Genomic DNA, 14,800 nt, shown 5'->3' on the forward strand with positions numbered 1-14,800 from the left:
GTCACATGATAAACAACCTTATTTATCCGCCTGTATCGGGTGACCGGTGGTAATGAAGGTCAGCGCATGGTTACCGCTTCTGATTTCGGCGTGTACCGCCTGCACCATAGGCGGATTAGTCGGGACGGCCGCGTCCCATTGAATCAAGAAATTCGCCCCGGAACCGCCTTCCGACTCCTTCCTTTCGACAAACAACTCTATCGTGCCCATCGGCTTGATCACGGCAGGCTTGATGAGGTATTCGTTGAGCAAGCGGCCTTCCGTGTTGTAATACCGCGCCGAAATAATTCTGATCGGAGTTTTAAGACTGGTATTGCGTAAGCTCACCAGCGCAGACAACTGAATTTTCAGCGGTGCCCCCTCAGCGCCGATGCGATCACCGTGCCAAATGTGCGAATAGACCGGCAAATACAACGTCTGACCGGAAAACAGCTCATCGGCCAGCGCGGCGCCCGAAAGCGCCCACAACAGCAACGCAACCATATAATTTTTCATGTCAATTTCTCCCGTAATTCGTCGCGTTGCAAATTATACCGACTACTCCCAATGCCGCACGATCAACTGCAGCGTTTGCGCACCCTTGTATTCGTTGATACTTAAACTGTACACAGCGTGTATGAATTCCGGCAGCGGCTCGTTGTGCCCGAACAAAATCGCATCGATCGATTGCCCCTCATCGGTGGCCAGTTGCAGTTTCAGGTGTTTTTCACCGACCACGCGCTGATTCAGCACTTCGAAATCGTCGTCAAATTGGGGCGCAGGAAAGCCCTGCCCCCAGACCTGCTCATCCAAAAGTCGCGCAGCTTCCAAGGTCAGACCCGATGAATCGAGCGGACCGTCGGTTTCGATGCGTTGCAATAAGTCATTCGGCGTCAGCAGCTCACTGGCGACCTGTTCAAAAGCCGCGACAAAGGCGTCGAAATCAGCCGCATCGATAGAGAGTCCGGCGGCCATGGCATGACCGCCAAATTTCTTGATCAGTGTAGGCGAGCGTTTGCTGACCAGATCGAGCGCATCGCGCAAATGCAATCCTGCGATGGAGCGCCCCGAACCTTTGAGCTCGCCGCTATTCGCCTGGGCAAAAGCAATCACCGGACGGTGAAATTTATCCTTCAGACGCGAGGCCAGAATCCCGATCACTCCCTGATGCCAGCTTTCATCGAATAAAGTCAGGCTAAAATTATCCTGCGGATTGACCGTATCGAGCACCGCCAGTGCGCCTTCCTGCATGTCCGTCTCGATACTGCGCCGTTCGCGGTTGAGCGTGTCGAGCTGGGTGGCAATGCCCATTGCAACGCCCTCATCATCGGTCAGCAGCCCGTTGATCCCCAGACTCATGTCATCGAGCCGCCCCGCCGCATTAAGCCTCGGACCTACGGTAAATCCAAGATCGAGGCTGACAATTTTTTCCGGCGACTTTTTAGAGACTTGCAACAGCGCACTGATGCCTTTGCAGGCGCGACCGGCACGGATGCGCAACAGCCCTTGTTGCACCAGAATGCGGTTATTCTGATCTAACCTGACCACATCGGCGACCGTGCCCAGCGCAACCAAATCGAGCAGTTCCGGCAATGCCCGCCCCTGAGCTTCGGTCAGCTGCCCGCGATTGCGCAATTCGGCGCGCAAGGCCAGTAATACGTAGAAAATCACGCCTACGCCAGCCAGATGTTTACTGGGGAACTCGCAGCCCGGCTGATTGGGATTCACGATACAGGCCGCATCGGGCAGCATATCACCCGGCAAATGATGGTCGGTCACGAACACCTGCATGCCGAGCCTGTTCGCCGCCGCTACGCCGTCCACGCTCGCGATGCCGTTATCGACCGTGAGCAGAATATCGGGTTTTGATTCATGGGCGAGCTGAACAATCTCAGGCGTGAGACCATAGCCGTATTCGAAACGGTTCGGCACGATAAAATCAATGCTTGCACCAAACGCGCGTAAACCGCGCACCGCAACCGCACAGGCTGTCGCGCCATCGCAATCGTAATCGGCAATGACCAGCAGTTTTTTTCGCGCCGCGATTGCATCGGCCAGCATGACGGCCATGGTCTTGGCGTTTTTCAAATACTCAAACGAGACAAGGTGCGCGAAAGTCGCGTCAAGTTGCACCTTATTTTCGATGCCGCGCGCGGCGAATATTTTCGCCATTGCGGGCGGATAGCCCTCATCCGTCAAATTATGAAACGCGATTGCCGGAATGTCCCGTGGGGTGATTTGTGTCATGGTGTGCCAAATACGCTGAAATTGACTCAAGTTTAACACCCGTCTGCGTCAAATTATCGACTTTCGCCCCCGATGCAAGCGCTACGAACTCGTTTTTTTTGGTCAGGTGCGCTAAAATCGTCATACTTTTTTAAGTCGGATAGATATCGTGGCGCTAATAGTACAAAAGTACGGTGGTACATCAGTCGGCAGCACAGAGCGCATCAAGAATGTCGCTAGGCGCGTCGCAAATTTCAAAGCAAAAGGCCATCAGGTGGTCGTGGTGCTCTCGGCGATGAGCGGAGAAACCAATCGTCTGATCGGACTGGCGCGTGAAATTCAGCAAAATCCTGATCCTCGCGAGTTGGACGTCATTATTTCCACCGGAGAACAGGTCACAATCGGCCTCCTGGCGATGGCCCTCAAGGAACTGGGCGTCAATGCGAAGAGCTATACCGGCGCGCAGGTCAAAATTCTGACCGATGACGCGTACACCAAGGCGCGCATTGTCAGCATCGATGAGCAAAGCATCCGTGCTGATCTGGCCAATGACTGCGTCGTGATCGTGGCAGGCTTTCAAGGCATGGACAAGGACGGCAATATCACGACGCTGGGACGCGGCGGTTCGGATACCACCGGTGTTGCGATCGCCGCCGCACTGCGCGCCGACGAATGCCAGATTTATACCGATGTGGACGGTGTTTATACCACCGACCCGCGCATGGTTCCCGAAGCGCGCCGCCTGAAAACCATTACCTTCGAGGAAATGCTCGAGATGGCAAGTCTCGGCTCCAAGGTGTTGCAGATACGCTCGGTAGAATTTGCAGGTAAATACAAGGTCAAACTACGCGTGTTATCGAGCTTCGAAGAAGAAGGCGAAGGCACACTGATTACTTTTGAGGATGAAGACAAAATGGAACAAGCCATTATTTCCGGTATCGCGTTTAACCGCGATGAAGCCAAAGTTAACGTACTAGGCGTACCGGACAAACCTGGCATTGCCTACCAGATTCTGGGCCCCGTCTCGGACGCCAACATCGATGTGGATATGATCATCCAGAACGTCGGCGTGGATGGCACGACCGACTTTTCGTTCACCGTGCATCGCAATGAGTTTTCCAGAACCATGGACATCCTCAACAACGAAGTGCTGCCCCACATCGGCGCGCGAAAAGTGATCGGCGACAACAAGGCCGCCAAGGTGTCCGTGGTTGGCGTCGGCATGCGCTCGCACGTCGGTATCGCCAGCAAGATGTTCCGCACCCTGGCCGAAGAAGGCATCAACATCCAGATGATCTCGACATCTGAAATCAAGATTTCGGTCGTAATCGACGAGAAGTATCTGGAGCTGGCCGTGCGCATATTGCACAAGGCGTTCGATCTCGATCAGGAAGTTGCATAATAGAATTGACAGGAACACCGCGTATCCCTATAATGCGCGGCTTCGGAGAGGTGGCCGAGTGGTCGAAGGCACTCCCCTGCTAAGGGAGCATCCGGGGATAACCTGGATCGAGGGTTCGAATCCCTCCTTCTCCGCCAGTAGTTTTGAGGTTAGCGTTTTTAATCTCATGTTTGCGCCCGTAGCTCAGCTGGATAGAGTACTTGGCTACGAACCAAGGGGTCGGGCGTTCGAATCGCTCCGGGCGCACCAGTTTCGGATGTAGTATCAAAATGTCAGGCAGCAATGCTGACATCTTTGATAAATTAGTAAAGTTTTCAGCAGTATCAAGTTTGCGCCCGTAGCTCAGCTGGATAGAGTACTTGGCTACGAACCAAGGGGTCGGGCGTTCGAATCGCTCCGGGCGCACCATATCGGTATAAAACTAGGCACTTGATTTTTCAAGCTGCCTTTTTTTATTTGTTGCATAGTTTCAGCCAATGCCACGTAACTTCCTTTGATGGTCGCGGTTTTTTCTTCCACCACGATTTCATCCACCAGCGCATTCAGATAGCTTTTAGCCAGCGGCGAACCTTTCGCCAGCAGCTTTTCCCGCAACACCTTACCGAATACGTCCACCTGACTCGCTTTCAAGTAATCACCTGCCGGTATCGCAGTATCACGACGAACTCCCGCCAATTCAATAAATATTGCCTCGCGGGAAGTTTTTAACTGCTGGCAGCGACGTTGCGTTGTCTCATCCAATTCAACAATACCGGTTTCAATCGCATCAAGCAGGCGTTACTGACGTTTTTCAACATCCCTCATCTGCGAATTTAATTTTCCGATCTGCTCCTGCTGTCCATTCTCCGATGACTGAATACGTTTGCGCAGTTCCTCCATCATGATTTTCAAGCGATCCGGTGAAAAAACCTGCTCGGACAACTGACTCAAAACCAGCTCATCGAGTTTTTCCATCGGCAGATTACCACTCGTACAGGCATGATTACCTTGGCTGTGTCGGCTAGTGCATTTGTAATATTTATACTTACCGCTTTTCCCCGTGACTAACGTCATGGCATGGTCACAGACGCCGCATCTCAATAATCCCGTGAGCAGCGTCGGTGAAGAGACTCTGCGCGGCGGCACCACACCAGGAGCACGAGATTCACGCTTTAACCTGACACGCTCAAAAGTGGCAGCATCAATAATTGCAGGAATCGTTGTTTTGACCCACTCCTCCGGTGGACGTTTTTGACCGGTCTTGGAGTCGATCACATTGAAATAGTAATCGCCCATGTAAAGCGTGTCAGAAAGTAGCTTGTGAGTTTTATGGACATTCCATGCGCAACCGCGCATCAGCAAATTTTGGCTCGTCAAATGCTTGCCGATTTCCTTACAGCCCATCACCCGCCCCTCAAATCCGTTCTGATATAAGTCATATACCTGACGGACGATACTGGCCTCCCCTTCGTCGATTGCCAGCTTTTTCTTACTTCTCCCACGGCTGGCCGATTGTTCTGTTGCCACAGACTGATAACCAAACGGCGGTTTTGCACCATTGAAAAAACCTTGCCGGGCGTTTTCCTTCATGGACCGCGATACGTGCTTAGAAATCTCTTTGGATTGATGCTCGTCAAACATACAGATGATACGGCGCATCATTTCGCCGCCAGCATCATCGCTGGTCGGTTGCGTGATAGACACCACCTTGACCTTGTTTTTGGCGAGTTTGCGTTCATAGACGCCAAACTCAATGCCGTCTCTAAAAAATCGTGACAGGCTATGAATGACAATAACCTCGAATGCAGCCGGTTTCATCATTGCATCGCTGATCATCTGCTGAAAAACAGGCCGCTTGTCATCAGTGGCCGATGCGCCAGGCTCTACATACTCCTGTATAACCAGATGACCGTTTGCTGCCGCCCACTCACGAAGCTGGCGTAATTGATCGGGAATTGACAGGTCGTTGTCAGCCTGCCGTGTTGTTGATACGCGTGCGTATAGCGCTACATGCATAAAATGCTCTCCAAAATGTTAACCGCACACCCCAGATGGCTGAGATGTACGGGTTGTAAGAAGCGCAGCTTATGTATGATGCGCATCAGACGTTCTTGTTATTATTGTTGCTGATGCACTTCCGCAGCCTGCATCGCCTGAATTAAATCAGGCAGAATGGACTCAAGCAGTGCTAATTCCTCCGCAGAGACTAACGTCAACTGCGGTTTAAAGCGAATTATGATATGGGTGGGTATGTTCACTCATTCTGGCACCTCCTTTCCTGCATGTATAGGCCTGCCCGATCCATTCCGTGCCGTGTGCTGCTTCAGGATTTCTTCCAAATCCCGTTCAAATCCATTCCGACCCAGCTCATCGAGCAGGATTTTTCGGTAGGCTTCAAATTGATGGTCGGGCAAGCCGACTTGTGCGGTGAGTAACAAGCGATTTTTCCGCTCGTTCAGTGCATCTATAACCAGCGACAATTGAGCTGCCGCCGAAATGACTACATCGCCGAATGATTTTTTACATAATTGCTCCTGATAATTTGCTGTCATAAAACTCCTTATTATTGTTTTTGTTGGAACCCGTCATCGCCTGCTTCATATCGATGCCCAGAAACCGCTATTTTATAAATACAAACAAGCATGATATTTGTCAAGCTGTTGATTTATATAAGTATAGTAGAGGGATCCAAATGACGATGCAACTTAAAAACGCAAAACAAAAAAATATTTTTCAATTAAATTGGGTACTTCCTATCAGCGCCGGTATTTGATAATTTCTCCGTATAATCCCCGACTACTCGAGCGGTTGGTACAAGACAAACTAGTTTGTAGAATTCAGCAAACCCTTATCAAATAAGGCTTTCAGGGATTCCAACTGAATTTATCTCGGCTTTTTAAAGTGATCCGGCACATTGGCCGATTCAGAAAATGTCAGCGATGAGCGATGTTGTGCCTCCCACTTTAAATCCCTGTTCAACTTGCAGGCCGACTCATATAAATCGCTAATATGCCGAATGTCTTTCTTCTGACTGGCAATTTCAGCGGCCATCTCAGCTATTTCACGCTTAGCCTCCGCCAGTCTGGAATCAACCTGAAACCTTGAGGTAATTAGCTGTTGTCGGAGTCGTTCAAGCTGTTTATTACCCAGCTGAACAATTCCATATATCACTGCACGGATTTTTTTAATCCATGGTTGCCGCTCAAAGGATTTTTGACCTTGCTGTCGCCCGAGAACCTCAGCCTGCCTCTTGACCTTAGCTGCATCCTGTTGGATTTTGGCAGTGGCCTCATCCATACGCTTTTTTATGGCGGCATCTGCAAGTTTGTTGTTGTCGAGACGGTATTGCACCGCTTCACGTTTTGTCTGCTCAATAATTCCCGTGCGTTCTTTCCTTCCTTGTTCAACCAGACTGGTTCTATCCAAAGTGGCCGCTGATACAATATTAACCGCCTCCTTTTCAGCCAAATAAGCAGATCGTGATAATCGGCGCCGTTTAGGTCCGTCTTTAGCTAAACCATATCCCGTCGATACCGCAGCATGAAAATCTGCCTGAAAAATTTTCATCGCGGCTTTGTAAGCGGTATTCTGATCGGTCGTGCGCTGTTTTAAGGCCCGAGATTCATTGCGCGCCTTCTCACCCTCATGCAGGCCGTCAAATCGTTCGCCGTCACGCGGGATTACAAAAAAGTGCAGGTGGGGATGATCTTCATCAGTATGTTCAACCACGGATTGCAAGCGATCACCGTATTTGATTTTCAGCCACTCAATACAGGTCAGCTTATAATCATCCCAGTGCTCAAATTCGGCATTGACCGAAATGACCCCAGCCAACAGCACATGACCATCTTTGCGGATTTTGTTTTGCTTGCCCCATGCTTCTGCCAGATCACCTGCGGCAGTCGGAGAGCAGCCGAACAAGATGACCGGTGCTTCGACCTCTTTAATGTGGTGGGTGTAACTCGGTTTTCGGTCCGCTTCCGATACTGTTGATTTGACGCAGGCAGACGATTTGCTCTTTTTTGAGGCTTGCGATGAATAGCTGGAGATGTGTATGAACTGGTACATGGGCTTGACAATCCTTCTGTTAGTTAGTATAAATGATATAAATCAATCAGTTACACGTTAACGTCAAAGATGAAAAAGTCCAAGTTAAAAATACTGAAAAACTGAAATCACCCCAAAAGGCAAATTCAAAGAAATATAGTGACCGACTATATTTCCTACGGAAATGCGGTTCCTGCGGAAGGCCAAAAGCATTCGCTTCGCTCACAAATCGTTACGCATCTTGCGATGCGTCAGTGCGCGAAAATTTTTGTGTGCAGGTATCAGGATGAGGTTTATTCTGCTTTTATCACAGGGGTTGCGTCTAGGATTCACTGTCTAGCCCTAATGGCTAGTAGTTGCATCCGTGGTTCTCCGGTATATTGAATAAAACATCGAAAAATTTTATCCACTTGGTTTTTCAGGTCGCGCTGTAAAATCACGGTAAGTTAGCTGACCGATGTGATGGGCTGCACAGTGCCAATTGCTGCCTGTCGAGGTGTAGAGTGGATCGCAAGAAAGCTGACGGTCGTGACCAGCAACAGTGTGCCAATAGCTGAAATTCAGGACGGAAGAGAGCTACTTCCGTAATATGCCGTGAGGAACGGTGAAAAAAAGGCCACAGACGTTGGAATATTTTACAAACTAAGGCTGATTCCGCCGCCAAACAGTCATTGATGTCTGCTCAAAAATAATGCGAAGTCACGGGTTGCTTTGGTTTCGCTTGCAATGGTCACGAAAACCGTAATCCCCCCTTATCGTGCTATTGTCGATTCCAAAATGCATAAAGTAGAAAAGTCTATGGAAACAGTGCTGCAACACCACCTACAGGAAAACGGCGACGAGATCACACTGATCGCCGAGCTCGTAGCAAAGATCCGCCCCCCGAAATCCTCGCAGGCCGATCATGCGGAACACATGATCGGCGCGTTGTGCCACATACTCGGACGCCGACCGGACTTGCGTGCCGCGCTGCGTGCCGCGCTGCTCAAATTGCTGGGAACGCACAAACCAGTTTCTTTGTATGTGGAATCAGGAATACTGCCCAGTACCGGATTTTTCACGGAGTTGTACCGGCGGGTGAGTCACAAGATACTGCCCGAGGCGATCGACCCCCAATACCTGAAAGACATCTTCGCGCTGGTTTTCACCCGTCATGACGGCGAAGTCTGGGTCAATGCCGTGCCAGAGGCTCGCTGGCTGGAGTTGCTGACGGAATTGCGCTTTGACGAGCAAGCAGCGGAAACCGTTCTGCCCCTGCCGGTGCGCGGCATTATGGATGCGGTTCGAGTGCTCTCCTACCGGATCTCATCCATAGGTCTGGAACCGGAACTGATCCGCAATGAACCGTCGCTGGAAGAGTTCGCCTCGCCCTTCCTTACCCAAAACGATGAAGTCGGCAAATATCTTGAACAGTTCGCGCTGGCTTGGGAGGGCTCCACGCTTGCATTCCAGGACGAAAAACACATCCGCGTATTGCTGGACCAGTGCGCGCAAATCATCCAGAGGATACGGCGCACCGCATCCCGTTCCGGCACCAGCATCAGTCTCACCTTCCTGTTACAGCGTCTGACCCAGCAATTGGAGCGCATGGAATACCTGCTTGCCATTCTTGCAGCACTGCACGAGGAAAAAACAGGGGAGCGTGCGCGCCCCTTGTATGTGGGCCTGTTCAAGACACTGGTCAGCGGTGAATGCCACAAGAACGATGTGCGGCAACACTGGCGTGATAGCATGGAACTGCTGGCGCTGCGCGTGACAGAAAACGCCAGCCGCACCGGCGAGCATTACATCACCAGCACACGCTCTGAGTATTTTGCACTGCTGAAATCGGCCATGGGTGCGGGGTTAATCATCGCTTTCATGGCAATGATCAAACTGTTCATCGCGGCGCAACACCTGCCGCCGCTGACCGAGGCGCTGTTGTTCAGCCTGAACTACGGTTTGGGCTTTATCCTGATCCACATCCTGCACTTTACCATCGCCACTAAACAGCCCGCGATGACGGCCTCGGCCATCGCCGCCAGCATCAGCGAACACGGCAATAGCCACGACATGGAAAACCTGACCAGCATCATCGCGCAAACGATGCGCAGCCAGTTGGCGGCGATCTTGGGTAATGTGCTGGTGGTAATACCACTGGCCATGCTAATCGCCTGGGGAATCATGGCAGCAACAGGCGCGCATTTCGTCGCCCCCGAAAAAGCCCAACACCTGATGGCCGACATCGACCCGTTTCACAGTCTGTCCGTGTTCTACGCTGCGATTGCCGGCGTTTGCCTGTTCCTGTCGGGACTGATCGCGGGCCACCATGACAACCTCGCCGTCTACAACCGGATACCGCAACGACTGAAACAACTGCGCTGGCTAAAGCGTCTGTTGGGCGCGGCGCGGCTGGCGCGTGTCGCCGACTATGTGGAAAACAACCTAGGGGCACTCGCGGGGAATTTCTACTTCGGCTGCATGCTAGGCGGCGTGGCCGCCATCGGCGTGGTGTTCGGCCTGCCGGTGGACATCCGGCACATCACCTTCTCTTCCGCATTTCTGGGTTTCTCGTTGGTCGGGCTGGATTTCGCAGTCGAACCACAGCAACTTCTGGTAGCCGCACTAGGCATCGCGCTGATCGGCCTGGCCAATTTGATGGTTAGCTTCACCTTGGCGCTTAGCGTGGCAATGAAAGCACGCAAGGTTACTTTTGCGCATTGGTCAACCTTGTTGCGCAGTGTGGGACGGCGCTTCGGGCGCAAACCGAGAGAGTTTTTACTGCCACCAAAGTCTCAGAAAGGCGATGAGCTGGACGCTCATTGAACACGCCGGATGAAGTGGATTAGTCGTACTATGAAGTTGAATTCTTTCTATCAGGGACACTATGGTTAGTTTAAGCTGGCCCACAAAATTGGCCTCATCGGAAATTTCGATCAGAAACTATTGCAGGTAATATCCCATAGCAATTCACCAACATATCCCAGCGAATGAGGCAGCTAATCATTCGACTCTGCTGAATACGCGTAGATAGCGGTCGGGGCTGTCTCGTCAACAGCCCCAATTGGCGCAGTTGCTGGTGCAACACATACGCCGCAGCCGTTAGCAACAGGCGAGCGAAGTTGGCGAGGAAGGTTGATGCGGAGGTTCGATCGGACTTCAGATCACACTTCACTTGCTTGATCCAATTCTCTGCTTGTCCGCGGTCGCAATATTCCTGCTGGTAGATTCCAAACGGGAGTGAGTCGTAGCGCAGGCCAGTAAATTGTCAGTATCCAGAGGCGCAAGCGCCGCTGCGAGCTTGAAAATCGGATCGCCACGCAAGGTATTGGCATCATTGCAGTATTCATAACCCGAAGCAATCTGAAAAACGCGTTGGGTCAGCAAATCTCGCATGGTATGCGTGATGTAGCGAGCGTCACGAAAAACGGTAATGGCCGCAGTCAGGCGATTGAGCAGACCAATACGACGGTCGACTGCACTCAACACTACGGCCCCCAAGTCAGAGGATAACTCCCCGCCCTTGAAGTCGGCGCGAACGGTGAAACTAGGAATGGAAGGAAAATGGGGTTGTTCTGGGGTAAAATCGTCAACAGGGTGAGTGCAAGCAGGAATTTTTTACAAATCGGTGTATAGATAATTCAAATTATACAAATGCTTACTGTGATATTCGCCCTATTTATGCAATATTCAGGTTAGATGAAATAGTTAGCCCAGATTCGAAAAAAACATTGCAGAAGTTGGCATTTAAACGTTACATCATCCCGGTGGATACAATCCATGGTTTCGCTAAAATAATGTTCGTGTGGCACCCAAAATCATTTTCCGCACTCATTCTGGCGGGCTATTTGTTTGCTTCGCTGCCGTTGATATTTTCGCTGATCTACAGTGCCACGGCCATTAACCAGCTTTCAACGCAAAATCGGCAGGTAGTTTATAAAGCGGAACGAATTGCTCATTTTAGCCGTATCCTGGTCAATCATGCCGCATCAATGGAACGAAGCGTCAAGCTTACATCTATCTTGGAGGATAAATCCCTGTTAAAAAAATATTTCCAAAGCCATGACGAATTCAGGGACATTCTGCAAAACCTTTCATCTCTTCCTCTAACGGACAAACAAAGACAACTAATACAAATTATAGAGTCTTCAGAATCCGCTATTTTTCACGATGTGACAAAGATCTTAGATGCCAGGAAACACATCGTGCAACGACATGTTGACTTTTCCACCCTGATAGTTGCAACGCAAGACTTTCTCAATCATGGAGACGCACCGATTGAACGGGAAGTCGAAGCTATGCAGAAAATGGCCGATCAGGCAAACCGGATCATCATGTTGCTGCTGGCCGGGCTAGTCCCGTTTGTGACTTTGCTGGCGTTCGGTTTCTCCGTACTGATTACCAGACCCATCCGGCAAATTGACAATGCAATACGATCGATGGGAAATGGAAATCTATCGAGCCCGGTCGAAATTAATGGCCCTCAGGATTTGCAGCAGCTGGCAAACAGACTGAACTGGATGCGTCAGCGCCTCATGGAAATTGAAGATCAAAAATCTACTTTCTTACAGCATGTATCCCATGAACTAAAAACGCCGCTTACCTCTATCCGGGAAGGCGCGAATCTTCTTTGTGAAGGTGTCGCTGGAAAACTCACCGAAAGGCAAAGCGAAATTACAAAAATCCTTTATTCCAACAGCCTTCATTTGCAGAAAAGAATCGAAGACCTGTTAAACTTTAGCGCACTTCAGTCGGCGAAGGCCATTCTGATCAGGCAAAACGTTGCTCTCAAGCCGCTCCTTGATTTGATCGTGCATGATCAGTATCTGGCAATGACCAATAAATCATTAAAAATCGAGTTGCTGTGCCCCGATTTATCAATTGAGTGCGATCAACAAAAGCTTGGCATCATCATGGACAATCTTCTGTCCAATGCAATCAAATATTCTCCTGTTGGTGGACAGATAAAAATTCGAGTGAAAGAAATCAACGACACCATCAGGCTGGATGTAATTGATTCTGGCCCTGGCATAGACCCGACTGACAGAGAAAGAATTTTCGACGCTTTTTATCAGGGGCGCAAAGCGCCGCAATCCCATATCAGGGGTACCGGACTGGGGTTGGCGATAGCCCGCGAATATGCTCTTGCGCATAGCGGGACGCTCGAATTGACCGAACTTGAGGCAGGTACGTGCTTTCGCCTGGCTCTTCCCGCGACTCGCATGGTGGTCACAGCATGAAGCGCATACGCATGAAGGTTCAATTGATAAACGCCTTCACAGTGGCAATGATGCTCGCTGCATGTTCTGGCGTGACCGCTCACAAGCCGACGCTGGATATGGCTTCCTGTCCCACCCCTTCGGGTTACGATATTAAACTTCACGAAGCCTTGCTATACGCAGCTTACATTCGCTCTTTGTCCGCGTCTGATCTGACTCAGGAATATAACGCGGCGCGCATGAACATAGTAAACAACACTGAGCGCCTTAAATTGGCAATATTGTTGTCGCTCCCCGATACCCAGTTCCGCGATACCGGCAAGGCAATCGGTCTTCTGAATGGTTTGACCGTAACACCTTCTGATTCGCAGTCTGATTTAAATGGCTTTGCACTGCTGTTAAACATGTTGCTTGGTAAAGAGCAACAGACAGCGGAAACATTGAGCGATCTTACAAAGCTGCTTGCAACCGACAGGGCTCAGATTAAATCGCTCCAGGATAAAATTGACGCTATCAAGGATTTTGAAACAAATCAAACTCACAGAGATCAACCATGAACAGCACACAACTCACGGCAGCGCCCAAGCGCAAAATATTGATTGTAGACGACGATCCTGACTTGTTGCGATTGCTGTCCATCCGGCTTGAATCTGCAAATTTCGAGGTCGAATCGGCCGATAGCGCAGAGGCTGCAATCAAGTTCGTGTCGATGGAAAGACCTCAACTCGTAATAACCGACATGAGGATGCAAGGCATGGACGGGATAGCGTTGTTTGAGCGTATTCACAGAAGCGTGCCGACCCTTCCTGTCATCATGCTGACCGCGCATGGCACGATACCAGACGCGGTTAACGCAATGCAACGCGGCCTGTTCGGATATTTGACCAAGCCTTTCGACAGCGCCGTTCTGCTCGAGCATGTTGAAAGAGCGTTCCAGTTTATTCCTGCTGCGCTGCGAAACCCGGAAACCGGCGATTGGCGTGCCGATATCATCACACAAAGTCCCGTCATGGAAGACGTTCTGACTAAAGCCAGACTTGTGGCAGAAGGGGACGCAAGTGTGCTGATCCGGGGTGGGAGCGGCACCGGCAAGGAATTGCTTGCTCATGCCATTCACAATGCAAGTCATCGCTCTCAACGTCCATTTGTTGCAATCAATTGTGCCGCCATTCCCGAACTGTTGCTGGAGTCTGAGCTGTTTGGGCACACCAAAGGTGCGTTCACTGGTGCGGTGCGCGATCACAAGGGTTTGTTTCAGTCGGCAATTGGAGGTACTGTCTTCCTGGACGAAATCGGCGACATGCCTTTGGCGCTTCAAAGTAAGCTGTTGCGTGTGCTTCAGGAAAAACAGGTCACGCCTGTTGGTTCAACGCAGACGGTGCCCCTGGATGTGCGCATCATCTCAGCGACACACCGGGACCTAAAAGAAGAAATTGTTGCAGGCAAATTCCGTGAAGACATTTATTACCGTCTTAATGTCGTGGAGTTGGTTATTCCTCCGTTATCGGAGCGGCGTGAAGACATTCCCTTGCTGTCCAAATATTTTCTGTCCATGCTTTCTGGAAAATATAACCGAAAAATAAACGGTTTTTCGCCAGATGCAATGAACAAGCTTATTGAAGCCCCATGGCCTGGAAATGTCCGGCAGCTTCAGAATGTTGTTGAGCAAAGCGTAGTGCTGTGCACGACATCGTTGATTTCATCCGTACTGGTTCAAAATACGATTCATATTGAAGCAGAAATGTTCGTTTCGCTTGAGGAAGGGAAAAATCGTTTTGAGCGGGATTATCTGATTCGCATTTTAAAAATTACGGAGGGCAATGTAACCCAAGCTGCAAAATTATCGAAGAGAAACCGGACAGAGTTTTATAAATTGCTTCAGAAACATCAGATCACCCCGTCATTGATCAGGCAACTGCCGTAATCTGTGATAACCCCTGTCGTGATCTTGCGACACCCAAAAACGCTT

The 14,800-nt window shown here is 50.4% G+C and carries 10 protein-coding genes, 3 tRNA genes and 1 pseudogene; 8 read left to right on the top strand and 6 right to left on the bottom strand.

From position 1 onward, the window contains the following. Nucleotides 1–18 precede the first annotated feature (18 nt). Both GALF_RS08265 and recJ read right to left on the bottom strand, forming a co-directional pair. A complete protein-coding gene (locus GALF_RS08265) occupies nt 19–495 on the bottom strand; it encodes a DUF3124 domain-containing protein (RefSeq protein WP_013293603.1) in 477 nt (158 codons plus the stop codon). 42 nt (nt 496–537) lie between these two features. Next, nucleotides 538–2,226 carry a single-stranded-DNA-specific exonuclease RecJ gene (recJ, locus tag GALF_RS08270; RefSeq protein ID WP_013293604.1) on the bottom strand — a complete coding sequence of 563 codons (1,689 nt, stop codon included), beginning with the start codon at nt 2,224–2,226 and terminating at the stop codon, nt 538–540. A gap of 148 nt (nt 2,227–2,374) precedes the next feature. Between recJ and GALF_RS08275 the strand changes: the two genes are divergently transcribed. The 4 genes from GALF_RS08275 to GALF_RS08290 all read left to right on the top strand — a co-directional run bounded on the left by GALF_RS08275 (nt 2,375) and on the right by GALF_RS08290 (nt 4,015). After that, nucleotides 2,375–3,607: an aspartate kinase gene (locus GALF_RS08275; RefSeq protein ID WP_013293605.1), complete on the top strand. Its 1,233-nt coding sequence runs from the start codon at nt 2,375–2,377 to the stop codon at nt 3,605–3,607. A 44-nt stretch (nt 3,608–3,651) separates the two neighbouring features. Next, nucleotides 3,652–3,744: transfer RNA gene (locus GALF_RS08280), tRNA-Ser, on the top strand. Between the two features lie 35 nt (nt 3,745–3,779). After that, nucleotides 3,780–3,856: transfer RNA gene (locus GALF_RS08285), tRNA-Arg, on the top strand. A gap of 82 nt (nt 3,857–3,938) precedes the next feature. Next, nucleotides 3,939–4,015 (top strand) — tRNA-Arg (locus GALF_RS08290). 369 nt (nt 4,016–4,384) lie between these two features. Here GALF_RS08290 and GALF_RS08295 read toward each other — a convergent pair. The 3 genes from GALF_RS08295 to GALF_RS15015 form a co-directional block, all read right to left on the bottom strand. Further along, on the bottom strand, nt 4,385–5,602 hold the full coding sequence (locus GALF_RS08295) for a recombinase family protein (RefSeq protein WP_041938035.1): 1,218 nt from the start codon (nt 5,600–5,602) through the stop codon (nt 4,385–4,387). 242 nt (nt 5,603–5,844) lie between these two features. Continuing rightward, on the bottom strand, nt 5,845–6,138 hold the full coding sequence (locus tag GALF_RS08300) for a hypothetical protein (RefSeq protein WP_013293606.1): 294 nt from the start codon (nt 6,136–6,138) through the stop codon (nt 5,845–5,847). Between the two features lie 331 nt (nt 6,139–6,469). Then, on the bottom strand, nt 6,470–7,654 hold the full coding sequence (locus tag GALF_RS15015) for a plasmid recombination protein (protein ID WP_013293607.1): 1,185 nt from the start codon (nt 7,652–7,654) through the stop codon (nt 6,470–6,472). Between the two features lie 756 nt (nt 7,655–8,410). Between GALF_RS15015 and GALF_RS08310 the strand changes: the two genes are divergently transcribed. Beyond that, a complete protein-coding gene (locus tag GALF_RS08310) occupies nt 8,411–10,438 on the top strand; it encodes a site-specific recombinase (RefSeq protein ID WP_050752595.1) in 2,028 nt (675 codons plus the stop codon). A gap of 211 nt (nt 10,439–10,649) precedes the next feature. Here the strand turns inward: GALF_RS08310 and GALF_RS08315 are convergent. Next, nucleotides 10,650–11,227: pseudogene (locus GALF_RS08315) on the bottom strand (transposase); the annotation flags it as partial. A 116-nt stretch (nt 11,228–11,343) separates the two neighbouring features. Here GALF_RS08315 and GALF_RS08320 point away from each other — a divergent pair. Genes GALF_RS08320 through GALF_RS08330 form a run of 3 tightly spaced genes read left to right on the top strand, consistent with a single transcriptional unit; the run spans nt 11,344 to nt 14,755 of the window. Beyond that, entirely contained in the window at nt 11,344–12,852 is a 1,509-nt protein-coding gene (locus GALF_RS08320) for a HAMP domain-containing sensor histidine kinase (protein WP_190274063.1), read from the top strand. After that, nucleotides 12,849–13,388, top strand: coding sequence for a hypothetical protein (locus GALF_RS08325; protein WP_013293610.1), 540 nt, complete (start codon nt 12,849–12,851; stop codon nt 13,386–13,388). Before GALF_RS08320 ends, GALF_RS08325 begins: the two co-directional genes overlap by 4 nt. Continuing rightward, the gene (locus tag GALF_RS08330) at nt 13,385–14,755 is read left to right on the top strand and encodes a sigma-54-dependent transcriptional regulator (protein ID WP_013293611.1); all 1,371 of its coding nucleotides are present in this window, start codon (nt 13,385–13,387) and stop codon (nt 14,753–14,755) included. The genes GALF_RS08325 and GALF_RS08330 overlap by 4 nt, the downstream gene beginning before the upstream one ends. Nucleotides 14,756–14,800: the final 45 nt, after the last annotated feature.

It is taken from the genome of Gallionella capsiferriformans ES-2, assembly GCF_000145255.1.
GTDB classification, from domain to species: Bacteria; Pseudomonadota; Gammaproteobacteria; order Burkholderiales; family Gallionellaceae; genus Gallionella; species Gallionella capsiferriformans.

Coding starts and splice junctions, on each gene's coding strand:
- GALF_RS08265 (WP_013293603.1), bottom strand. CDS start 495: ATGAAAAATTATATGGTTGCGTTGCTGTTGTGGGCGCTTTCGGGCGCC.
- recJ (WP_013293604.1), bottom strand. CDS start 2,226: ATGACACAAATCACCCCACGGGACATTCCGGCAATCGCGTTTCATAAT.
- GALF_RS08295 (WP_041938035.1), bottom strand. CDS start 5,602: ATGCATGTAGCGCTATACGCACGCGTATCAACAACACGGCAGGCTGAC.
- GALF_RS08300 (WP_013293606.1), bottom strand. CDS start 6,138: ATGACAGCAAATTATCAGGAGCAATTATGTAAAAAATCATTCGGCGAT.
- GALF_RS15015 (WP_013293607.1), bottom strand. CDS start 7,654: ATGTACCAGTTCATACACATCTCCAGCTATTCATCGCAAGCCTCAAAA.
- GALF_RS08310 (WP_050752595.1), top strand. CDS start 8,411: ATGCATAAAGTAGAAAAGTCTATGGAAACAGTGCTGCAACACCACCTA.
- GALF_RS08325 (WP_013293610.1), top strand. CDS start 12,849: ATGAAGCGCATACGCATGAAGGTTCAATTGATAAACGCCTTCACAGTG.
- GALF_RS08330 (WP_013293611.1), top strand. CDS start 13,385: ATGAACAGCACACAACTCACGGCAGCGCCCAAGCGCAAAATATTGATT.